Source organism: Massilia orientalis, from assembly GCF_030411975.2.
Taxonomy (GTDB): Bacteria; Pseudomonadota; Gammaproteobacteria; order Burkholderiales; family Burkholderiaceae_D; genus Telluria; species Telluria orientalis.
On record NZ_JASNRB020000010.1, the window covers coordinates 61,939 to 83,301 of the forward strand.

At 58.3% G+C, this 21,363-nt stretch carries 17 protein-coding genes; 14 read left to right on the plus strand and 3 right to left on the minus strand.

The annotated features are described in order from the left end of the window. Positions 1-10: 10 nt before the first annotated feature. The 11 genes from QPK29_RS17435 (at position 11) to rfbC (ending at position 14,935) form a co-directional block, all read left to right on the plus strand. Complete coding sequence (locus tag QPK29_RS17435) at positions 11-1,246, plus strand: hypothetical protein (RefSeq protein ID WP_371770197.1); 1,236 nt, start codon at positions 11-13, stop codon at positions 1,244-1,246. Further along, positions 1,243-2,346, plus strand: a complete 1,104-nt coding sequence (locus tag QPK29_RS17440; RefSeq protein WP_371770196.1) for a glycosyltransferase family 4 protein — start codon at positions 1,243-1,245, stop codon at positions 2,344-2,346. The genes QPK29_RS17435 and QPK29_RS17440 overlap by 4 nt, the downstream gene beginning before the upstream one ends. Beyond that, positions 2,343-3,479 carry a glycosyltransferase family 4 protein gene (locus tag QPK29_RS17445; RefSeq protein WP_371770195.1) on the plus strand — a complete coding sequence of 379 codons (1,137 nt, stop codon included), beginning with the start codon at positions 2,343-2,345 and terminating at the stop codon, positions 3,477-3,479. The genes QPK29_RS17440 and QPK29_RS17445 overlap by 4 nt, the downstream gene beginning before the upstream one ends. A 13-nt stretch (positions 3,480-3,492) precedes the next feature. After that, the gene (gene asnB / locus QPK29_RS17450) at positions 3,493-5,460 is read left to right on the plus strand and encodes an asparagine synthase (glutamine-hydrolyzing) (protein WP_371770194.1); all 1,968 of its coding nucleotides are present in this window, start codon (positions 3,493-3,495) and stop codon (positions 5,458-5,460) included. A gap of 148 nt (positions 5,461-5,608) precedes the next feature. After that, positions 5,609-6,805 carry a glycosyltransferase family 4 protein gene (locus QPK29_RS17455; RefSeq protein ID WP_371770193.1) on the plus strand — a complete coding sequence of 399 codons (1,197 nt, stop codon included), beginning with the start codon at positions 5,609-5,611 and terminating at the stop codon, positions 6,803-6,805. Between the two features lie 131 nt (positions 6,806-6,936). Beyond that, complete coding sequence (locus QPK29_RS17460) at positions 6,937-8,088, plus strand: acyltransferase family protein (protein WP_371770192.1); 1,152 nt, start codon at positions 6,937-6,939, stop codon at positions 8,086-8,088. Positions 8,089-8,588: 500 nt separating this feature from the next. Next, complete coding sequence (locus tag QPK29_RS17465) at positions 8,589-11,441, plus strand: YjbH domain-containing protein (RefSeq protein ID WP_371770191.1); 2,853 nt, start codon at positions 8,589-8,591, stop codon at positions 11,439-11,441. A 100-nt stretch (positions 11,442-11,541) separates the two neighbouring features. Further along, the gene (rfbB, locus tag QPK29_RS17470) at positions 11,542-12,603 is read left to right on the plus strand and encodes a dTDP-glucose 4,6-dehydratase (RefSeq protein WP_056328465.1); all 1,062 of its coding nucleotides are present in this window, start codon (positions 11,542-11,544) and stop codon (positions 12,601-12,603) included. Continuing rightward, entirely contained in the window at positions 12,600-13,487 is an 888-nt protein-coding gene (gene rfbD / locus QPK29_RS17475) for a dTDP-4-dehydrorhamnose reductase (protein WP_371770190.1), read from the plus strand. The genes rfbB and rfbD overlap by 4 nt, the downstream gene beginning before the upstream one ends. 18 nt (positions 13,488-13,505) lie before the next feature. Further along, the gene (rfbA, locus tag QPK29_RS17480; protein WP_371770228.1) at positions 13,506-14,375 is read left to right on the plus strand and encodes a glucose-1-phosphate thymidylyltransferase RfbA; all 870 of its coding nucleotides are present in this window, start codon (positions 13,506-13,508) and stop codon (positions 14,373-14,375) included. Between the two features lie 8 nt (positions 14,376-14,383). Then, positions 14,384-14,935 (plus strand): dTDP-4-dehydrorhamnose 3,5-epimerase, encoded by a 552-nt coding sequence (gene rfbC / locus QPK29_RS17485; protein ID WP_371770189.1) that lies wholly within the window; start codon positions 14,384-14,386, stop codon positions 14,933-14,935. 34 nt (positions 14,936-14,969) lie between these two features. Here the strand turns inward: rfbC and QPK29_RS17490 are convergent, their stop codons facing one another. Beyond that, positions 14,970-15,380, minus strand: a complete 411-nt coding sequence (locus QPK29_RS17490) for a GNAT family N-acetyltransferase (RefSeq protein WP_400189789.1) — start codon at positions 15,378-15,380, stop codon at positions 14,970-14,972. A 150-nt stretch (positions 15,381-15,530) separates the two neighbouring features. Beyond that, positions 15,531-15,851 carry a hypothetical protein gene (locus tag QPK29_RS17495; RefSeq protein ID WP_056328475.1) on the minus strand — a complete coding sequence of 107 codons (321 nt, stop codon included), beginning with the start codon at positions 15,849-15,851 and terminating at the stop codon, positions 15,531-15,533. Between the two features lie 342 nt (positions 15,852-16,193). Here QPK29_RS17495 and flhB point away from each other — a divergent pair, with 342 nt between their 5' ends. The 3 genes from flhB to QPK29_RS17510 all read left to right on the plus strand — a co-directional run bounded on the left by flhB (position 16,194) and on the right by QPK29_RS17510 (position 21,049). Then, on the plus strand, positions 16,194-17,378 hold the full coding sequence (gene flhB / locus QPK29_RS17500) for a flagellar biosynthesis protein FlhB (RefSeq protein WP_371770187.1): 1,185 nt from the start codon (positions 16,194-16,196) through the stop codon (positions 17,376-17,378). A 140-nt stretch (positions 17,379-17,518) separates the two neighbouring features. Further along, positions 17,519-19,651 carry a flagellar biosynthesis protein FlhA gene (flhA, locus tag QPK29_RS17505; protein WP_056328481.1) on the plus strand — a complete coding sequence of 711 codons (2,133 nt, stop codon included), beginning with the start codon at positions 17,519-17,521 and terminating at the stop codon, positions 19,649-19,651. A gap of 243 nt (positions 19,652-19,894) precedes the next feature. Next, complete coding sequence (locus tag QPK29_RS17510) at positions 19,895-21,049, plus strand: MraY family glycosyltransferase (protein WP_371770186.1); 1,155 nt, start codon at positions 19,895-19,897, stop codon at positions 21,047-21,049. A 74-nt stretch (positions 21,050-21,123) separates the two neighbouring features. Here the strand turns inward: QPK29_RS17510 and QPK29_RS17515 are convergent, their stop codons facing one another. Further along, entirely contained in the window at positions 21,124-21,363 is a 240-nt protein-coding gene (locus QPK29_RS17515; RefSeq protein WP_371770185.1) for a hypothetical protein, read from the minus strand.

Here is a 21,363-nt window from a genome sequence, read left to right on the forward strand (position 1 = left end):
CAGTCGAACCATGATTTCAAACGAACGCAATTACTCGTTGTCCAGGACGGTCGTACTGGCAATGGCAGTGTTTTCTGTTCTTTATAACATCGCCTTTATTGGACGAGAGACTTTTGCGCTAGGACGGCTTGCGGTCCTTTTTCTGTTCTGTTGGGCAATCATTGAGAAGAGAAACGTTTTCCGGTATATGCGCTCGAAAGCTTGGGTGCTTTTCATTCCTGTACCTGCGGTGGCTCTTCAGTTCCTTCTCGTGCCGGACTTCGGGCAGTTGAGTCGCTTCATGTATCTGGCTTATTTTTCGTTCCTTGGTGGTGCCCTGCTCGCGTTGCTGGGCAGAAATCCAAGGATTATTCTTTCCGCTGTGTTGATCGCGACAACCGTCCAGGCCGCATTTCTTTTCTTCTCGTTCTTTAGTCCTACCTATAGAACTTGGTTCGATGCTACTGTGCTGTCTGGATCGAATTACGACGCAAGTTATTTGTACCGTGCTCCGGGTTTTTCGAGTGAAGCCGGTGCCAGTTTGTCCGTGATTCAATCGTTTGGTGTATTCGCGGGGTGGCTGTTGTTGCGTGAAAACGAATGCTTCATATCCATACGTGGGAAGGCAACATATTTGGTACTGTTCGGCATGCTGATGTCTGCGCTGTCCTGTGTGATCGTAGGACGTACCGGACTGCTGTTGTCCTGTCTATTTTTGTTTTTGTTCTTGATTTCTTATGGCCTGCGCCTGCGCGTGCTAATTTTCCTGTCCTTATTCCTCGTCGTCGCGGCAGCTGTTCTTAACCAGTTTCTGTCAGGATTGCTTGATGCCGGTTTTTCGATAGATTTTTTCGAGCAATGGGCATTCGGCTTTTTTACAGGTAAGGACGAAACGGTTAGTACGTTGGCCGCGATGCCAATCCCGCCGCTAGGCCTCGACACATTCTTCGGGACGGGGCTTGTAAGTACCGTGGATGGAGCAAATCCGAGCGGCCACGATTCCGGCATGGTGCAAACCTACTATTCCATGGGCCTGTTTTTCGCGGTCACGCTCTATTGTATTTATTTATATGTCCTTTGGCATATCCTTGACTGGTTCCCGGTTCTCTACCGTTTGCTGTTTACCTTGGTCATATTTTCCCTGGACATTAAAGAACCATTTCTCTTCAAATATTCCGTAATGTTCATATTGATGGCGTTGTATTTCTCTATGCGCTGGATTCGGCCGGAAGAGCGGCCTGCATCAGTTCTGCCAGTAAAGACATGAAGATAGTTGTGCTAACGAGTTCTCTCTCTGCCGGTGGCGCCGAACGTGTTGCATCGACGTTGTGTAATTCTTGGGTCGAGCGAGGGGATCAGGTTACTCTGATTCCAACCTATTCCGGTGGAGGTGTGCCTTTTTATCCACTTTCGAACAACGTAGAATTGATTTACCTTGCTGCCCGCGTACAGGGGGGACTGGGCCGGCTTTCTCAATATAAACAGAGGTTTTTAATATTGCGTCGATTGATCGCAGAGCGAGCCCCGGACGTAGTCGTGTCGTTTTTGCCTAATGTCAATGTCGCTGCGATTCTCGCGACCGCTGGTTTGAAGATCCCAGTCATTATCTGTGAGCGATCGGATCCAAGCCAGCAGCCCTACACGCTCTTGTGGAAGCTGGCGTGTCGCCTGTGCTACCGCTTCGCCGACATGCTCACCGTTCAGACGGCTTCCGTTGCGAAGAGCTCCGCTGTAATTTTTCCAAAGCTGAAAAAAATTAGAGCCGTGGCCAACCCTTTGCCCGCCGAAGTTCTTCAGTATGTCCATGTGGCCGGCGGTCCGCGCAAGATTCTCCTCTCGCTCGGCAGACTATCGGAGGAAAAGCAGGTCGACAGGATCATCGACGCGTTTTCGAATGTTTGCGAACGTTGCCCGGATTGGGATCTGCATATCTATGGTGATGGTCCGTTGAGGAACGAGGTCGAAGGAGCAATATCTCGAAAGGGGCTCGGCAACAGAGTAGTTCTGCAAGGGCGAACGAACGAACCGTGGAAAGTCATGGCCGGAGCCGATGCGTTTGTCATGGCGTCGCGTTATGAAGGATTTCCGAATGCGCTATTGGAAGCAATGGGCCTCGGCCTCCCATGCATCGCATTTGACTGCCCAAGTGGCCCACGTGAAATGTCGAGCGATGGACAATATGCGGTTCTGGTCCCGTTGAACGATCAGACGGCCTTGAGCGTGGCGATGAATGAAGTGATGAGTGACAAGACGTTCCGAACCACACTGGGAGCAGGAGCCAAAGAAACGGTGCTCGAGCGCTTCAGTCTTAGGGCTGTGCTTGGGCGATGGGATGAATTGTTTAAAGAGGTAGGAGCAATTCGATGAAAATTCTTCACGTAATTGTCTGCCTGGACGTCGGCGGCGCAGAAATGATGCTGAAGCGTTTGATCGAATCCCAAAAAGAAAATCCTGCTTATGAACATATTGTCGTTTCTCTTACGGATATAGGGAGTATTGGAGCCGAGATACGGCGCCTGGGTACACAAGTCTACTCGATGGGAATGCGATCAGGACTCGATTCTTTTTCCGTTTTATTGCGCCTGAGAGGCCTCATTCGCAAATATTCCCCGGACGTCGTCCAGACATGGATGTATCACGCTGACCTGTTGGGAGGATTGGCAGCTCGCTTGGCAGGCAAAAAAAACGTTGTGTGGGGGATCCATTCAACGGACGTGCGCGCCGGTGGATCTCGGGCGACAATCCTGGTAATGAAAATTTGTGCAAAGGTTTCTCGATGGGTGCCGCACACGATTTTGTGTGTTGCCGAAGTGTCCCGAAAGGTACATATCGCTGCAGGCTATTTTGCCCCACGGATCGTAGTCCTACCGAATGGCATTGATATGTCTCGCCTAGTCTCGAACAAGTTCCGGCGCGGCGAAATCAGGCGCGCCTGTGGATTTGCCGATAGCGACTTGGTAATAGGGACACTAGGTCGTTTCAATCCTGTAAAGGACTATAGTAATTTTGTCAAAGCTGCGGGAATAATCGCCTCCAAGTATTTACATGTGCGATTTTTAATGGTCGGCGCCCAATTGGATCAGGATAATGTAATACTGCGTGACTGGATTGATAAAACCGGTTTTGGAGATCGTTTCGTCCTGCTGGGGCAACGTTCAGACGCGCCCGATTGCTTGGCCGCGATGGATGTTTTTTGTCTTAGTTCGAAGAGCGAGGCATTACCGACCGTTGTCATTGAAGCGATGGGAATGGGCATTCCGTGCGTCGCCACGAATGTTGGCGATACGGAATCGATTCTTGGAGATGTGGGAATAGTCGTGCCGAAGGAGGATCCTGTTGCTCTTTCGGTAGGACTGGAAAAATTGATACAAATTTCAGTCGAAGAACGCCGAGCGTTGACTTGCCAAGGAAAGGCAAGAGTGAGAGAGAACTTTACGATAGAACGCGCTCGAGAGCGTTACGAGAAACTGTATGCGGAGATCGTGGGTGGAAATAGATAAAAGGCTGACTTGAATGTGTGGACTTGCTGGTTTTTTGGGTGGAAAAGGATTTATTGCGGAAGCCGAGCCACAGGCGCTGTTAAAGCGTATGTCGGATTCGATTTTGACGCGCGGTCCGGATGATTTCGGATTCTGGTATGACGGTGAACACGGCGTAGGTTTTGCGCATCGACGTTTGTCGATTCTCGATCTTTCCCCGGCGGGACACCAGCCGATGACGTCCGCGAGTTCGCGCTACGTCATCGCATTCAATGGCGAGATCTACAATCATCTCGATATCCGCGCAGAATTGGAGCAGAGCGGTTATTGGCCGGCGTGGCGCGGGCACTCCGATACGGAAACACTTCTTGCCGGCTTCGATTTCTGGGGCATACAAGGTACGGTCGAGCGCACCATTGGTATGTTCGCTATTGCGGTCTGGGACCGTGAATCGAGAAAGCTGTTTCTGACCCGCGACCGGATCGGCGAGAAACCGTTGTATTATGGCTGGCAGGGGAGCGGCAGCAAGCGGACGTTCGTGTTCGGTTCGGAACTCAAAGCATTGCGCCAACATCCGGCATTTGAAAACCGGATTGACCGTCATGCCATCAGCCTTCAATTACACCACAGTTATATTCCGGCGCCGTATTCGATTTACGCCGGCATATCGAAACTGACGCCTGGCTGTTTGCTGAGTATTTCCCCGCAGGCGGAGGAGCCGACGATCGTTACTTACTGGTCCGCTGCGTCTGTAGCGGAAGCAGGCGTCGCTTCACCGGATCTAGGGAGGCCCGACGACGTCATCGATAGGCTCGAGAGCCTGCTCAAGGACGCGGTACGTCGGCAAATGCTAGCTGACGTGCCGCTCGGCGCGTTCCTTTCTGGTGGTATAGATTCGTCCACCGTCGTCGCACTGATGCAAAGCCAGTCCTCCCGTCCGGTCAAGACGTTTTCGATCGGCTTTTACGAGGAGGGCTATAATGAAGCGGTGCATGCGAAAGCGGTCGCGGCGCATCTGGGTACCGATCACACGGAATTCTATGTCTCCGCGCAGCAGGCCATGGATGTGATTCCGCGCTTGCCAATACTATACGATGAACCTTTTTCGGATTCGTCGCAAATTCCCACGTTCTTGGTGTCCCACCTGGCCAAGAAAGAAGTAACAGTCGCGCTCTCGGGCGATGCGGGTGACGAACTCTTTTGTGGTTACACACGCTATAAAACGGGGGCGGACGTCTGGAATAACGTCGGTAGCCTGCCTATGCCATTGCGGAAGCTCGCGGCTGGAACCCTGCGCTTGATTTCCGAAGAGAACTGGAATAAAGCCGCAACAACATTTGGCAGCTTGCTGCCCCGTTCGGTCAGGCAGGCGCATCTGGGCGAAAAGCTGCACAAGGGGGCGATGGTGCTGGCCAGTGAGTCGTTCGATACGCTCTATCGGGGACTGGTTTCGCACTGGCGCGATCCGGCGGCCGTCGTCATCGACGGTGAGATGCCGCCGACGCTGTTGAATGGCAGGCCGCCAAGGCTGGCGGGACTGGACAATGTGCAGCGCATGATGGCCTTGGATCTGTTGACCTATTTACCTGACGACATACTGGTGAAGGTCGATCGGGCGGCCATGGGCGTATCACTCGAAACGCGTGTGCCGTTCCTCGATCATCGTGTGGTTGAGTTCGCGTGGCACCTGCCGCAGTCGCTGAAGGTCCGCGATGGACAGACCAAATGGGCATTGCGTCAAGTTTTGTACCGGCACGTGCCCAAGTCGTTGATCGAACGTCCCAAAATGGGGTTCGGCGTACCGATCGACTCTTGGCTACGTGGACCGTTGCGTGAATGGGCCGAGTCCCTGCTCGACGAGGGACGACTGCGTCGCGAGGGGTTCTTTCGGCCTGAATCTATCAGGCGCAAATGGGAGGAACATCGGTCAGGCAAGCGCAATTGGCAATATTATCTTTGGGACGTGTTGATGTTCCAATCGTGGTTGGAGAAAAACCACTGAATGGAGATGGCGCACGGCAGACTAGGGTGCTTGGGCTTTAATGTTGCGTTATCCTAGTGTCTTCGCGAAAACCAACCATCCCATGCTTGTTAAATTATCATTGTTTGAGCATGGGCGGCCTGCGCCCATTGAGAAATAGATTCATAATATGAAGCAAAAGATTGTAATTTCGATCAACAGTTCTTGGAATATATTTAATTTTCGTGCAGGCCTTATTCGTGCTCTGATTGATCACGGTTATGAAGTCATTGCTATTGCGCCGTGCGACGAATATTCCCACCGTCTGAAGGAATTGGGATGTAAATATGTGCCGCTGTCGATGGACAGCAACGGTACCCACCCGGGTCGGGATCTGCTGTTGTTGGTTCGATATTTCAATCTGCTGCGCCGCTTGAAACCGGACGCATTTTTGGGATATACGGTCAAGCCGAATGTTTATGGTTCACTGGCAGCTCATGTGCTCGGCATCCCTGTGATCAATAATATCGCCGGATTAGGTTCGACCTTCATCAGCAACAGTTATCTCACACACATCGTTCGCAGACTTTATAAACAGGCACTGCGCAAATCGGTGTGTGTGTTCTTTCAAAACGCTGACGATCGCGCTCTGTTTGTCCAAGCGGGACTGGCGCGTGAGGAAACCGCCGCATTGCTGCCGGGGTCCGGTATCAATCTGAAGAATTACCCGGCACAAGGGCCCGCATCGTTGTCGAATAGGCCGTTCCGTTTTCTTCTGGTCGGGCGCATGCTTAAGGATAAGGGTGTCGAGGAGTTCGTAGCCGCCGCTCGGATCGTTCGTGAGCGGTTTCCTCAAATCTCGTTTCAACTGCTTGGCTTCGTCGATCCTGCTAACGCGAACTCCATTGGGATGGATCGCATCGAAGAGTGGGAGCAAGAAGGCATCGTCAATTATCTCGGAAAAACTGATGACGTGCGTCCCTTTCTCGCGCAGGCCGACTGTGTCGTTTTGCCTTCTTATCGGGAAGGCGTGCCACGCTCACTTTTGGAGGCTGCCGCAATGGCGCGTCCGATCATTGCTACCGACGTGGTTGGTTGTCGTGACGCGGTCGATGATGCGGTCAATGGCCTGTTGTGCGAGGTAAAGGAACCGAGTGATCTTGCTGAGAAAATGGTGCAGATGTTCGACATGACACCAGAACAACGTCTGGCAATGGGTGCGGCGGGTCGACGCAAAATGGAAATCGAGTTCGATGAAAAAATCGTGAGCCAAAAATATTTGCAAGTACTTCATTCCATTGCCAACGTTACAAGCTCTGGATCGCAGGTCGGCGGCTTGTCGCCAGAACAATTGGAGCCAGAAGCAAAGACCGGTCTGGAGTATTAGGTCCGCTCATCGTAAAAGCCAGCGAAAACAGTATCGGAGGACATGCGATGGCCTTGTGTCGGTGTATGAATCGTCTAATGAAACAGGCTGTTGTTTTTCTTTCTGCATATTAATTCTTTGGTCGCGAAAAAATGGGAAATGGTATTAGATACTTGGATGGCTTTCGAGGAATTTCCGCATTCTGGGTGATTGCCGCCCATTGTGCTATTTGGGGCGTTCCCGAGATAAGTTTGCCATTGCCGAAGATAGCAGTCGACATATTCATGATCATGTCCGGCTTTCTTATGGCATACACAACTATGCGAAGGGAAGATGCTGAACCGTTCGAGACTCCGGCAAACTGGTTGCGGTTTTATGTCCGACGTTTTTGGCGTCTTGCACCTGCTTATTATCTGGTTCTTTTTGCCGCGGTAATGCTCTCTGTTCCGTTTATTCAAGGATATACGGAGCTCCGCTCTGTGAATCAGTCGTTCTGGCATGGGAGCGCGCATGACCCGTCATCCATAAAATTTGATATTGTGAATATCATTTCCCATATCACTTTCGTTTTTGGTTTGATCCCTCAATATTCGTCATCCACGGGGTTGCCGGACTGGAGTCTCGGGCTCGAAATGCAGTTTTATGCACTGTTTCCGATTGTTTACCTGGCAATAAGAAGATTTGGTCACACCAAGGTTTGCATTCCACTTGCTTTGATTTCCGTCGTATTCATCGTGCTCTTCAAGAAAATGACAGGCCCTGATGGCAGTCATGGACTGTTTCCGGACCCTTCGTTCATTTTCCTAAGGCTTCATCTTTTCCTTGTCGGTATACTGTTGTGCGACGCGTTTTATAGCGAAAATATTGAATATAAGGAACGATGGAGGCGGTGCGCGCTTGCGATTGCGTTTGTTTCCGTGCAGGTTGTATTTTACCGGCTCCAGGTCTTGTTGCTGCTTGCTTGTGTATTCTTGATTATTGCGATAGAGGTCCAAGCTCCTGGGAGTAAAAAAATAATTGGAATATTGGGGAATAAATTTACTAAATTTCTGGCCGATATGTCGTATTCGGTGTACCTAGTGCATGGTTTTTTTCTTTCGATGGGAGGCGCATATTTATATCGTCAACCCTGGTTTAAGTCATTGGGCTACGGCACGAGATACTTCATTATTTTGAGCGTCGTGACTGTCGGTAGTTATGTTCTGGCGTATTTTATTGAAAAATTTGTCGAACGGCCGGGCATCAAGATTGGCAAACGTCTTTCTGAGCGCTCAGTAAAATCAGATGAATTGGCGCCGACGTGAGTGCTTTTGAGTCGATTCATTCGCCACACTTATTTGATTGCTAGACAGGCAGCGCCGGTACACGAAAACTTGATGCTTTTACTCGCCGCTGAGACGGGCCCAGCTTGGATTGCGCACTTACCCCAATCGTAGAATTCATTTCGAGTTCAAGCAATGTATGATTGCTGGGAGTTTGTTATGGCGTTTCGTGGGGCGTTGAATGATGCTTCCTGCGTCGTGCGTGCTCGTGCAGAAGAGCTTCCCGTTCTCTCAAGGCCGCACTGGCTTTCGCCTTCTTGCGGACATCGTTCACAGTGTGATGTCCTGTCGATATTTCGGGCAACCTGCAGTACAACCGCTTGAAGTCAAACGTACGGCCGCAACATGGCCAACCGTGGTTGTATTGATCACGTGTAGACTTAGTAGTATCAGATTATAGTGATAGAATTATCAGGATTTGCCAAACCTGTTTTTGCCACTTCAAACCTTACCGAAGAATTTGGCCCCACGAATGGACTGATGTGTTTGCCGCTCTGAAAAAAAACTCCTTCAAATACTCTTGGTGTAGTTGGTTTGTACTCGGTGCTGCCAATGCGTTCGGCGCCACCCCAACCATTCAGGGCCAGTCAGGCTATATCAATATGCCCAACGCTGCCGTCGAGGCGGACGGCACCTTGAGCACGGGCTATGGCTACGACCGCCCCTATGGCAGCTTCTGGGTAACCGCCACCGTCCTACCGTTCCTGCAGATCACCGGTCGTTATGTGTCGATCACCGGCGTCGAGGGTTTCGCGAACCAGCCAAACGGTTACGGCAGCGCTTATGGCCGGTACAAGGACAAGGTAATCGATGCCAAGTTGCGTCTGTGGAACGAGTCGACATGGCTGCCGGCCGTGGCCGTCGGTGCGACCGATATGCAGGGGACGGAGCTGTTCAAGGGCCATTACGTCGTCGCGTCGAAAGCGTTCGGCGCTGCCCGTAACATCGAGGTCAGCGTGGGCGTCGGCAAGCGGCGCCCAAGCGGCGTGTTCGCCGGAGCCCGCTGGGCGCCGACCTCCATGCCAGGATTCGCGGTTGTCGGCGAATACGATGCCAACGATTACACCAAGGATTTTCATGCGGCAGATACGGCCGCCGACCAGCGTCGCAAGGGGCCTTCGGTCGGCGTCGAATACCGCTGGGGCTGGCTCGGCGCCCAGGTGGCACGCCACCGCGATCACTTCAGCGCCAACGCGTACCTGAGCATTCCTTTTTCCGAGCGCGAATACATTCCCAAGCTGTTTGAACCGGCGCCGTTCGATCCGAAGAAGGCGCCACCGCGCGTCAGCGCCGACCAATGGCAGCAGGAAGCCAGCCACGGCGCCGAGTTGGTGCAGGCGCTCGTCAAACAGGATTTCAAGAACGTCCGTGTGATGTTCGAGGACCGGACGCTCAAGCTGTCGCTGACCAGCAGTCGAATTGCGAACATGGGCCGCGCCGTCGGACGCGCCGCGCGCACGGCACTCGCGTTCGCGCCGCAGGGCACGCGTGCCATCCAGGTCACGTACACGCGGCAGGAGCAGCCCGTCGCGACTTATGAGTTCATCGACCTTCAGCGCCTGACAGACTACCTCACCGGGCTTGTCAACCGGGACAGCTTCCTGCAGACCGTGGTTGTGCGTTACGCGCGTCCGGACGACAAGGTGGGCGAGGACCACAGCGGCCTGCTGGCCGCGGTGAAGGACGAGGGCGCGGAGCTGCAAATGCAGGTCGGCCGCGATGGCAACACGGTGCAAATCGCTTCGGAAGATCGCGAGTCGAACCGCTTCAAGGTCATTCCCAAGCTCTCGTTCTTCTTCAACGACCCGAGCGGCGCCCTGCGCTACGAATTGTGGGCTGCGGCCAATTACGACCGACGCCTGGCGCAAGGACTGTACCTGAACAGCGACCTGAAGCTGACCGCGCTCGAGAACGTCTCGGGAGTGACGCAGCCGTCCAACAGCCTGCTGCCGCACGTGCGCACGGATATCGCCGACTACAAGCGAGGCCACCGTTTCAAACTGAACCGTCTCATGCTCAACCAGTACATGATGCCAGCCGAGCGTGTCTATGCGCGCCTGTCCGGCGGTCTGTACGAAGAAATGTACCGCGGCGTTGGCGGCCAGATCCTGTACCTGCCGAAGGACAACCGCTGGGCCGCCGACGTCACCGTCGATGCTTTGCAGCAGCGCGGCGTTAAGGGCTGGTTCGACAAGCGCGACTATAAAACTGTCTCCGGGTTCGCGGCCCTGCATTACAAGCTGCCGTACGACGTCACCGCGACGGCGCGCGCCGGTCGCTTCCTCGCCAAGGACAATGGCGTGCGTCTGGAATTCAAGCGGCGCTTCCCGTCGGGCGTAGAGATCGGCGCCTGGTACACGAAGACGAGCGGCAAAGACATCACGAATCCGGGCACGCCGTCGAACCCCTACAACGACAAGGGTATCTTCCTGTCGGTGCCGCTGAATATCATGCTGCCATCCGACACGCAGGCCACCGCGGGCGTGGCCCTGTCGCCATGGACGCGCGACGTCGGCCAGATGGTGGCGAGCCCGGGCGACCTGTATGACCTCGTCGAGCAGCCGCGCCGCGACATGAACACGTTCGACGGCCTCGGCAACTTCGCCGAGCGGCGCGACGAGCAGAACCTGCCGGCCGTGAATCCGCCGGTCGACGCACTGCCGAATCCGTGGCCGCTGTTCCGCATGCGCGTGGAACAGTCCGTCAAGTCGACGCCGACCCTGCCGCAATGGGGCAACGGCGCCATCATCGGCGGCGGCGCGATCCTGGCCAGCGCACTGCTCGACAAGCCGGTCGATCGGTTCATGAAGAAGCACCAGGGCTCCAGCGTGGCGCGGGCCTGGAACAATATCGGCAAGGCGACGCCGGTCGTCCTGGCAGGCGCCGCGGCCGGGGCCGTCGCGTTTGGCGATGCGCGCATGCAGAACATTGGTATCATCTCGCTCGAATCGGTCGTCGGGGCCGCGGCCCTGTCGATCGGGGCGAAGCATATCGCCGGACGTGCCCGGCCGATCGACGAGAAGGGACAGTGGGGCAAGGCCGCGGACCGGTCGAACGCATCGTTCCCGTCCAATCACGCCAGCGTGGCGTTCGCGGCGGTGACGCCGTTCGCCCAGGAATACGATGCCCCGTGGCTGTACGGCCTGGCCGCCGCCGGCTCGCTGGGCCGCACGGCCGGACGCCAGCACTGGGTATCCGACGTCGTGGCCGGCAGCGTGCTCGGCATGGCCGTGGGCGGCTGGCTGTGGCAGGCGCAGCGCGACAATGTGCGTTCGAGCTTCGCCGTGACGCCGGGCACGAATTCCGTTAGCGTGACGTGGTTCGGGACTTATTGATAAAATGTAATCTTTGATCGCGCGGTGGCACCGGATATCCGGGCCGGCCAACCTGGCGCTCGACCGGCCCGTGCGGATCTGTCAACCGGGGAGTAACTATATGATTTTGACGACAGGCGGCGCCGGCTTCATCGGCAGTAATTTTGTGCTGGACTGGTGCGCCTTGACCGACGAGCCGGTCATCAACCTCGACAAGCTGACGTATGCCGGCAACCTCGAGAACCTGGCGAGCCTGCGCGACAACCCCAGGCACATCTTCGTGCAGGGCGACATCGGCGACGTGGACCTCGTGCGGCGCCTGCTGCAGGAACACCAGCCGCGCGCCGTCGTGAACTTCGCGGCCGAGAGCCACGTGGACCGCAGCATCCACGGCCCGGGCGAATTCATCCAGACGAACATCGTCGGCACGTTCCACCTGCTCGAAGCCGTGCGCGAATACTGGGGCGCGCTGCCGGACGACCGCAAGGCCGCGTTCCGCTTCCTGCACGTGTCGACCGACGAAGTCTACGGCTCGCTCGGCAAGGACGACCCCGCGTTCCGCGAGACGAACCGCTACGAACCGAACAGCCCGTATTCCGCCAGCAAGGCGGCCAGCGACCACCTCGTGCGCGCGTATCACCACACGTATGGCTTGCCGGTGCTGACCACCAATTGCTCTAACAACTATGGTCCTTACCACTTCCCGGAAAAGTTGATCCCGCTGTGCATCCACAATGCACTGGCCGGCAAGCCGCTGCCGATCTACGGCGACGGCCAGCAGATCCGCGACTGGCTATACGTGAAGGACCACTGCTCGGCCATCCGCCGCGTGCTCGACGGGGGCCAGCTGGGCGAGGTCTACAACGTCGGCGGCTGGAACGAGAAGGCCAACCTCGACGTCGTGAAGACGCTGTGCGCGATCCTCGACGAACTGAGCCCGCGCGCGGACGGCCAGTCGTACGCGACCCAGATCACGTTCGTCACGGACCGCCCCGGCCATGACCGCCGCTACGCGATCGATGCCACCAGACTCGAGCGCGAGCTGGGCTGGAAGCCGGCCGAGACGTTCGAGACGGGCATCCGCAAGACGGTGCAGTGGTACCTCGACAACCAGGAATGGGTGCAGCACGTGACGAGCGGCAGCTACCGTGCCTGGGTCGGCCAACAATACGGTGCTGCATGAAGATTCTCCTGACCGGCAAGAACGGCCAGCTCGGCTTCGAACTGCAGCGCGCGCTGGCGCCGCTCGGCGAAGTCATCGCCGTCGGCACGCAGGATTGCAACCTGGCCGACGCCGACGCGCTGCGCGCGCTGGTGCGCCGCGTCGCGCCGGACGTGATCGTCAATCCGGCGGCGTACACGGCCGTCGACAAGGCCGAGTCCGACGAAGCGACGGCCCGTGCCGTCAACGCCGTCGCCCCGGCCATCCTGGGCGAGGAAGGCGCGAAGCTGGGCGCGCTCGTGCTGCATTATTCGACGGACTACGTGTTCGACGGCACGAAGCAGGGCGCCTACACGGAAAACGACGTGCCGGCGCCGCAGAGCGTCTACGGCCGCACGAAGCTGGAAGGCGAGCAGGGCCTGGCGGCCGCCAATCCGCGCCACCTGATCCTGCGCACGAGCTGGGTCGTGGGCGCGCACGGCGGCAATTTTGCCAAGACGATGCTGCGCCTGGCGGGCGAGCGCGAGAAGCTCACCGTCGTCGCCGACCAGTTCGGCGCCCCGACGCCGGCCGCACTGCTGGCCGACCTCAGCGCCCACCTCGTGCGCGAGCATGCGCGCGCGCGCGACACCGGCTTCCCCTACGGCACGTATCACGTCGCGGCGGGTGGCGAGACGAGCTGGCACGGCTATGCGCAATTCGTGATCGGCGAGGCGCTGGCGGCCGGTAAACATCTCAAGGCAAGTGTGGATGCCGTCGCGCGGCTGGCCACCGAGCAGTATCCGACGCCGGCCAGACGTCCCCTCAATTCGCGGCTCGATACGACCCGCTTCCGCACGACGTTCGACCTGCGCCTGCCGCCGTGGCAGGAAGGCGTGCGCCACGTGCTCCGGCAAATCCTGTGAGAGGCAGCCATGTCCCAAATCCAGCGTAAAGGCATCATCCTGGCCGGCGGTTCCGGCACGCGGCTGTATCCGGTGACCCAGGCCGTCAGCAAGCAGCTGATGCCCGTCTACGACAAGCCGATGATCTACTACCCGCTCAGCACGCTGATGCTGAGCGGCATCCGCGACGTGCTCGTGATCAGCACGCCGCAGGACACCCCCCGTTTTGCCGAACTTCTCGGCGACGGCAGCCGCTGGGGCATGAACATCCAGTACGCCGTCCAGCCGTCGCCGGACGGCCTGGCCCAGGCCTTCATCATCGGCAAGGATTTCGTGGGCAATGATCCGAGCGCGCTCGTCCTCGGCGACAACATCTTCTACGGCCATGACCTGGTCCGGCAGTTGTACAGCGCCAACGAACGCATCGACAGCGCCACCGTGTTCGCCTATCACGTGCAGGATCCCGAGCGCTACGGCGTCGTCGAGTTCGACGCGCAGCAGCGCGCCCTGAGCATCGAGGAAAAGCCGAAGCAGCCAAAGTCGTCGTATGCCGTGACCGGCCTCTACTTCTACGACAACGACGTGTGCAATGTCGCTGCCGACATCAAGCCGTCCGCGCGCGGCGAACTGGAGATCACGGACGTGAACCGTTGGTACTTGGAACGCGACAAGCTGAATGTCGAGATCATGGGACGCGGCTTCGCCTGGCTCGACACCGGCACGCACGACAGCCTGCTGGAGGCGGCCAGCTTCATCGCGACCTTGCAGAAACGGCAGGGCCTGCAGGTGGCGTGCCCGGAAGAGATCGCCTATCGCCAGGGCTGGATCGACGCTGCCGCCCTGCAGCAGCTTGCGGCGCCACTGGCCAAGAATGGCTACGGCAATTACCTCTTGAACCTGTTGAAATAATCGAGCCCATGCCCTTTACCGTTACCCCGACCGCTATTCCCGATGTGCTGGTGCTACAGCCGAAAGTGTTCGGCGATGCGCGCGGCTTTTTTTTCGAAAGCTTCAATGCGCGCGATTTCGCGCAGGCTACTGGTGTCGACGCCCAGTTCGTGCAGGATAACCATAGCAAGTCGGCCAAGGGTGTTCTGCGCGGACTGCATTATCAGATCCAGCATCCGCAGGGCAAGCTGGTGCGGGTTGTACAGGGCAGCGTGTTCGATGCCGTGGTCGATCTGCGCCGCGCCTCCCCGACATTCGGAAAATGGACGGGTACTGTGTTGAGCGCCGAAAATCACCGGCAGCTATGGGTACCGCCAGGTTTTGCCCATGGCTTCGTGGTATTGAGCCACTCTGCCGAGTTCCTGTATAAGACGACGGATTACTGGTATCCCGAGCATGAACGCAGCCTGGCATGGAACGATCCGTCCATCGGCATCGATTGGCCGATCGATTTTGCGCCGCAACTGGCGGCCAAGGACCAAGCTGCGAAGTTGCTGGCCGAGGTAGACGTGTTTGAGTAAGCGATCGGGGCGAGTGTGAAATGGGCCCGCGCCGTCAAATCGTCAGGTCCATGGAAAGAATAGCCGACGAGTCCTTTTCGAGGGATGGCCGGAAGCCGAGGTCGACGTAGAGTCTGTATGCCGCTGTGTTGTGCTTTCCTACTTCCAGCGAGCATGCCGTAAAGCCGCGTTGGCGCATGATACCAAGCACGGATTGCAGCAGGGCCCTCGCAATACCTTTGCCGCGCATCGCCGGACGGACGACGACCATCGTGATGAACGCTTTCTTCGATTCGTAATCGTTACAGTAATACGCAACGAATCCGTTACAGCCGTTTTCGTAGTGCGCCAGGATTTCCGCCCGCTCACCGAGTTTCCGGATATAGTCGTCGATTTCCGCATTGTGGACGAGGTCGCTGGATGCGTGCTCCGCACGCAGCAGATCCTCTAAGTCTTTGGATAACATGTCGTTCTCGCCTGCTATTGGATGCTTCGAATGGTCCGCTAGCGGATAACGTGTAGGTGAATGGAATATGTTCGGAAAAAAAACGGCCGCGGATGCGGCCGTTTTCTTTTCGACTGTTTGCAACGGAACGCGCAGGCGTCCCGTTTGCGATCAGTGGTGCGTCGTGGTCGAGTGGTTCGTGGTCGAACCGTTGTCCGACGAAGCGACGGCCACGGCGGCGACAGCGGCGCCGATCGCGGCCACGGTGCCAACCGACAGACCAGCGATCGCGGTCGTGCCCATGAAGCCCGTACCCGTTGCGGCGGTGCCCGCGGTACCGGCAGCGGTGCCGGTGCCTGCGGCGGAGCCCGAGGCGGTGCCAGTCTGGCCGGCAGCGGCAGTGTTACCCGCGTTGGCGGTAGCGGCTTCTTGAGCCAGGACCTGGGCCGACAGCAGGCTCAGAATGGCGGTCGTGACGAGAAATTTCTTCATTTCGTATCCTTTGTTCGATTAACGGGGCACCTGCGCATGGCAATGTTGCTTGACTCATTATATAGCAAGCCAACATTGCTTTGATTCATCAAATGCCGGTTTTAAGGCTAGCTCAGCCGAAAATGTCATCTTTTTTCGACATAAGCAATTTGCAATTTTGACAGATAGTGGAACACATTCCTATCACTTTTACCGAGTGTGTTGTGTGTTCACATTGGTATGCCCGTAGAAAAATGCACATCGTAAACACGATATGCAGGCTGTTTGCCGTCCTTCTTTTTCTCTAGGTCTGCGGCAACATCTGGAATAATGCCAGCCTGAACCAAGGTAACGGAGTGCAGGATGGCGGAAGACAGCGACGCGGAACGGACCGAACCAGCATCAGAGAAACGACTGAGGCAGGCGCGCGAAGACGGCGACATTCCCCGCTCGCGCGAAGTTGCCACTTTTACCGTTTTGATGACGGCCGGCGCCGGCATGTGGATGCTGGGCGGCGGGCTCGTCAACACGCTGTCGTCCGTGCTGGAGCGCGGGCTGTCGCTCGACCGCGAGCAGATCTACAACCCGAATGTGCTGGTCGAACGCGTTCTCGCCGACGTGGTCCGCGTGCTGCTGGCCTGCCTGCCGCTGGCGGGCGCCGTCATGCTCATGATGCTGGCGGCGCCCCTGCTGATCGGCGGCTGGAATTTCAGCGCCAAGGCGTTCACGCCCAATTTCGGCAAGCTCAATCCGATGCGCGGCTTGGGCAATATGGTGTCGACCAATGCGCTCGTCGAGCTGCTGAAGGCCGTCGCCAAGACGCTGCTCGTCGGCGCGGTCGCGTGGTTCGTCGTGATGAGCCAGAAGGATGCCGTGATCGGCCTCGTCGTCGAACCGTTCGGTACGGCCGCGCCGCACCTGGGCAGCATCCTCGCCAAGGCATTCCTGACCATGGTCGGCGCGCTGGGCGCCATCGCCATCCTCGACGGTCCGTACCAGATGTGGCATTACGCCGACAAGCTCAAGATGACCCGCCAGGAAGTCATCCAGGAATCGAAGGAATCGGACGGCAACCCGCAGATCAAGGGCAAGATCCGCCAGATGCAGCGCGAGATGGCGCAGAAGCGCATGATGTCCAACGTCCCGACCGCCGACGTGGTCGTGACCAACCCGACCCACTTCGCCGTCGCGCTCAAGTACGCGGACGGGCAGCGGGGCGCGCCGCGCGTCGTGGCCAAGGGTACCGACGAGGTCGCGGCGAAGATCCGCGAGATCGCGAAGGAAAACAAGGTCGCGCTGCTGGAGGCGCCGGCCCTGGCGCGTGCGCTGTACAAGCACACGGAAATCGACGACGAGATCCCGGAAGCCCTGTACTCGGCCGTGGCCGAAGTGCTGGCCTATGTCTTCCAGCTGCGCGCCTACAGCAAGGGCACGCTCGACCAGTATCCGGACCGTCCGAAGAAACTGCCGGTTCCGCCGGAAATGGACCCGTTCAACCCCGCGTCGCAGAAGCCGGGTACCGATGCCGGACCCGGTACGCCGCACTGATTACGCCAGCACATCGCGTGCGTCACGCGTGGGTGGAGGGCCTCCCACCCACGAATTGCGACGTTATTCCCCGTCTCCTTCCCGCATAGTTTCCGTGGGGCATCAGCAATAATGGCGTATCCCTGAATGATGGAGTACGCATGAACGGTTTCAGAGTGCCAGCCTGGCTGCAAAAGATCGGTGCCCGCGGCAACGCGCTGGCGGCGCCGATCCTGATCATCCTGCTGCTGGCAATGATGATCCTGCCGTTGCCGGCATTCGCGCTCGACCTGTTCTTCAGCTTCAACATCGCGATGTCCGTGATCGTGCTGCTGACCGCGTTGTATACGGTCAAGCCGCTCGATTTCATGGCATTCCCGGCCGTGCTGCTCGTGACGACCATGCTGCGCCTGTCGCTGAACGTGGCGTCCACGCGCGTCGTGCTGACCGAGGGCCACACGGGCGGCGCCGCGGCCGGCAAGGTGATCGAGGCATTCGGCCACTTCCTGATCGGCGGCAACTACACGGTCGGTCTCGTCGTCTTCATCATTCTCACCATCATCAACTTCACGGTCGTGACCAAGGGTGCGGGCCGTATCGCCGAGGTGGGTGCACGCTTTGCCCTTGACGCGATGCCCGGCAAGCAGATGGCGATCGACGCCGACCTGAATGCCGGCCTGATCGGCGAAGAGGACGCCAAGCGCCGCCGCTCCGAAGTGTCGATGGAAGCCGAGTTCTACGGCGCCATGGACGGTGCGTCGAAATACGTGCGCGGCGACGCCGTGGCCGGCATCCTGGTCACCGTGATCAACGTCGTCGGCGGCCTGATCGTCGGCATGGTCCAGCACGACATGGCCTTTGGCGACGCCGTCAAGAACTACACGCTGCTGGCGATCGGTGACGGCCTCGTCGCGCAGATCCCGTCGCTGATCATCTCGATCGCGGCCGGTATGGTCGTGTCGCGCGTGGCCAGCGACAAGGACGTGGGTTCGCAAGTCGTCGGCCAGCTGTTCGCGAAACCGGAAGTGCTGTACATCACGGGCGGCATCATCGGCGGCATGGGCCTGATCCCGGGCATGCCGAACCTCGTGTTCCTGCTGCTGGGCAGCACGCTGTTCGGTGGCGCCTATCTGCTGGAAAAGCGCCGCAAGAACATGCCGCCGGAAGAATTGCAGCGCGCGGGCGGCGGTGCGGGCCCGGCAGGGTCGCCCGGCGGTGGCGCCGCCGCGGCGGCCACCACGCCCGCGGAGCAGGAAGAGGCGACCTGGCAGGACGTCATGCCGGTCGACACGCTCGGCCTGGAAGTGGGCTACCGCCTGATCCCGCTCGTCGACAAGACGCAGAACGGCGAACTGCTGAAGCGCATCAAGGGCATCCGCAAGAAGTTCGCGCAGGAAGTCGGCTTCCTGGCGCCGCCGGTGCACATCCGCGACAACCTGGAGCTGAAACCGTCGGCCTACCGCATCACGCTGAAGGGCGTCGAAGTGGGCAGCGGCGAGGCGATGAACGGCCAGTACCTGGCGATCAACCCGGGCATGGCGAGCGGTACCCTGCCGGGCCTCGTGACGACGGACCCCGCATTCGGCCTGCCGGCCATCTGGATCGACGCCGCGCTGAAGGACGACGCGCAGAGCATGGGCTATACCGTCGTCGACGCCGGCACGGTCGTCGCGACGCACCTGAACCACCTGATCACGACGCACGCGTCGGAACTGCTGGGCCGCATGGAAGTGCAGGCGCTGCTCGACCACCTGGCCAAGGATGCGCCGAAACTGGTCGAAGACCTGGTGCCGAAGGTCGTGTCGCTGTCGACGTTGCAGAAAGTGCTGCAGAACCTGTTGCAGGAAGGCGTGCACATCCGCGACATGCGCACGATCATCGAGACGCTGTCCGAGCATGCGGGCAGCACGAACGATCCGAACGACTTGACCGCGCTGGTGCGTGTGTCGCTGGGCCGCGCCATCGTGCAGCAATTGTTCCCGGGCACGAACGAACTGTCCGTGATGACCCTGGACAACCGCCTCGAACGCCTGCTCGTGCAGGCCCTGAACGCCGGCGGCGACGGCACGGGCATCGAGCCTGGCCTGGCCGACACGATCGTCCAGCAGGCTGCCAATGCTGCGCAGCAACAAGAAGCGATGGGACTGACCCCGGTTCTCCTCGTGCCGGGGCCGCTGCGCACGCTGTTGTCGCGGTTCCTGCGTCGGGCGTTGCCGCAGCTCAAGGTCTTGTCACACTCGGAAATTCCCGAATCCAAGACAATTCGTGTCACGAGCCTCGTTGGCGCCAATTGATTGGGATAAAGAAATTTGTTGGGAATCTTTCGAGGCCGCAGCGCAACAATCACATCTTCAATCGTGCTGAAAGTCGATTGGTAGAGTTGATTTATGCTAACATCCTTGCGCTCTAACGCTTAGCACGCTCAAGAAATCAGTCTGAGTAGACCGGTTCTCCCAGCCGAATCGGTCATGTACCCCTCAATCGTCATTTGCCCAACGCGCTGCAAAGACAGTCTGCGAATGTACAGGAAGTAAAAGATGCCGGAATACCAGTTTGTATTGCTTGGGTTGACCGCATGGGTGGCGAGTTTCGTCATCAGCCAACTCATCGTCCGTTCTCAAAAGTGGCATGGACGCCTGACGCACGACCACGACCTGGGCGGCGTGCAAAAGGTTCATACCACTGCCGTGCCGCGTATCGGCGGCCTGGCCGTGATAGGCGGCATCCTGCTCGGCCTCGTGCTCTTCCAGCAGATCTTTCCAGGCCCGGTGAGCGCCGGCCGCGCATCGCGCATTTATCTGCTGCTCGGCGCCAGCCTGCCGGCCTTCCTGGCAGGCCTGATCGAGGACTTCACCAAGCGCGTGTCGGTCCGCGTGCGTCTTGTCGCCACCGCGCTGAGCGCATTGGTGGCTAGCCTCGCACTGGGGGCCACTGTCGGCGAACTGGACATCTGGGGCCTGGATGCGCTGCTGACGATCGCGCCGCTGGCGATCGTTGCCACTGCAGTGTTCGTGGCAGGCGGTTCCAACGCCATCAACATCATCGACGGCTTCAACGGCCTGTCGGGCAGTACGATCATCATCATGGCGATCGGCCTGGCCGCCGTCGGACTGCAGGTCGGCGACAGCTTCGTCGCCGTACTCGGTGCGCTGTGCGCGGGCGCCACGCTGGGCTTCCTGATGTTGAACTATCCATCCGGGAAAATGTTCCTCGGCGATGGCGGGGCGTATTTCCTCGGTTTCTGGGTGTCGGAAATGGCGGTCCTGCTGCTGGTGCGTCATCCGGAACTGAGCGCCTGGCAAATTCTCGCTATCTGCGGTTATCCGATCATCGAAGTGCTGTTCAGCATCTATCGCCGCAAGTTCGTCCGCAAGGTCAGCCCGGGCGCGCCGGATGCATTGCACCTGCACGGGCTCGTGTTCCGCCGTCTCGTTTTCAAATATGTGCGCCGTGACGCCGCTCGTCCCTGGAAGCGCAACGCGATGGTGCCGTGCTTTATGGCGCCGGCGGTGGCGGCTTGTGTGGCAGTCAGCGTCTGGTTCGGCCAGTCGACCCCGGCGGCCGTGGCGATCGTGGTTGCCCAGGTCGTGTTGTATGTCGCGGTATATGGCCGTCTCGTGCGTGGACGCTGGACGGTGCGGCGCGGTGACAGGGCGGAGCAGGCCCTCGACGTTGGCATTGAAGTGCGCTGAGAATTTGGTGCTGCCAAATTACAAGAACCGCGGTTTCGCATCGAGACCGCGGTTTTTTTATGTCCTGACCAGTGTCAGCGAGCCCGTGTCCGGATCCACCAGTCGTTGAACCACATCGCAAACTGGAAGAGCAGACCCGTGGCAAAGAGGAAGTCGGCGGTTCGCCCGACCTTCAGGGCCGCGGCGAGCACCCCTGCAATGAGAAATACGGTACGCAAGATGGGAATACAGCGGTCCAGCATCTCGCATACATGAACGAGGGCGGCTTCAGCACCGGGGGTGCCGGGTTGGCGCTTCGGTATTCTCAGTTTCAT

Coding starts and splice junctions, on each gene's coding strand:
- QPK29_RS17435 (WP_371770197.1), top strand. CDS start 11: ATGATTTCAAACGAACGCAATTACTCGTTGTCCAGGACGGTCGTACTG.
- QPK29_RS17440 (WP_371770196.1), top strand. CDS start 1,243: ATGAAGATAGTTGTGCTAACGAGTTCTCTCTCTGCCGGTGGCGCCGAA.
- QPK29_RS17445 (WP_371770195.1), top strand. CDS start 2,343: ATGAAAATTCTTCACGTAATTGTCTGCCTGGACGTCGGCGGCGCAGAA.
- asnB (WP_371770194.1), top strand. CDS start 3,493: ATGTGTGGACTTGCTGGTTTTTTGGGTGGAAAAGGATTTATTGCGGAA.
- QPK29_RS17455 (WP_371770193.1), top strand. CDS start 5,609: ATGAAGCAAAAGATTGTAATTTCGATCAACAGTTCTTGGAATATATTT.
- QPK29_RS17460 (WP_371770192.1), top strand. CDS start 6,937: ATGGGAAATGGTATTAGATACTTGGATGGCTTTCGAGGAATTTCCGCA.
- rfbB (WP_056328465.1), top strand. CDS start 11,542: ATGATTTTGACGACAGGCGGCGCCGGCTTCATCGGCAGTAATTTTGTG.
- rfbD (WP_371770190.1), top strand. CDS start 12,600: ATGAAGATTCTCCTGACCGGCAAGAACGGCCAGCTCGGCTTCGAACTG.
- rfbC (WP_371770189.1), top strand. CDS start 14,384: ATGCCCTTTACCGTTACCCCGACCGCTATTCCCGATGTGCTGGTGCTA.
- QPK29_RS17490 (WP_400189789.1), bottom strand. CDS start 15,380: ATGTTATCCAAAGACTTAGAGGATCTGCTGCGTGCGGAGCACGCATCC.
- QPK29_RS17495 (WP_056328475.1), bottom strand. CDS start 15,851: ATGAAGAAATTTCTCGTCACGACCGCCATTCTGAGCCTGCTGTCGGCC.
- flhB (WP_371770187.1), top strand. CDS start 16,194: ATGGCGGAAGACAGCGACGCGGAACGGACCGAACCAGCATCAGAGAAA.
- flhA (WP_056328481.1), top strand. CDS start 17,519: ATGAACGGTTTCAGAGTGCCAGCCTGGCTGCAAAAGATCGGTGCCCGC.
- QPK29_RS17510 (WP_371770186.1), top strand. CDS start 19,895: ATGCCGGAATACCAGTTTGTATTGCTTGGGTTGACCGCATGGGTGGCG.
- QPK29_RS17515 (WP_371770185.1), bottom strand. CDS start 21,363: ATGAAACTGAGAATACCGAAGCGCCAACCCGGCACCCCCGGTGCTGAA.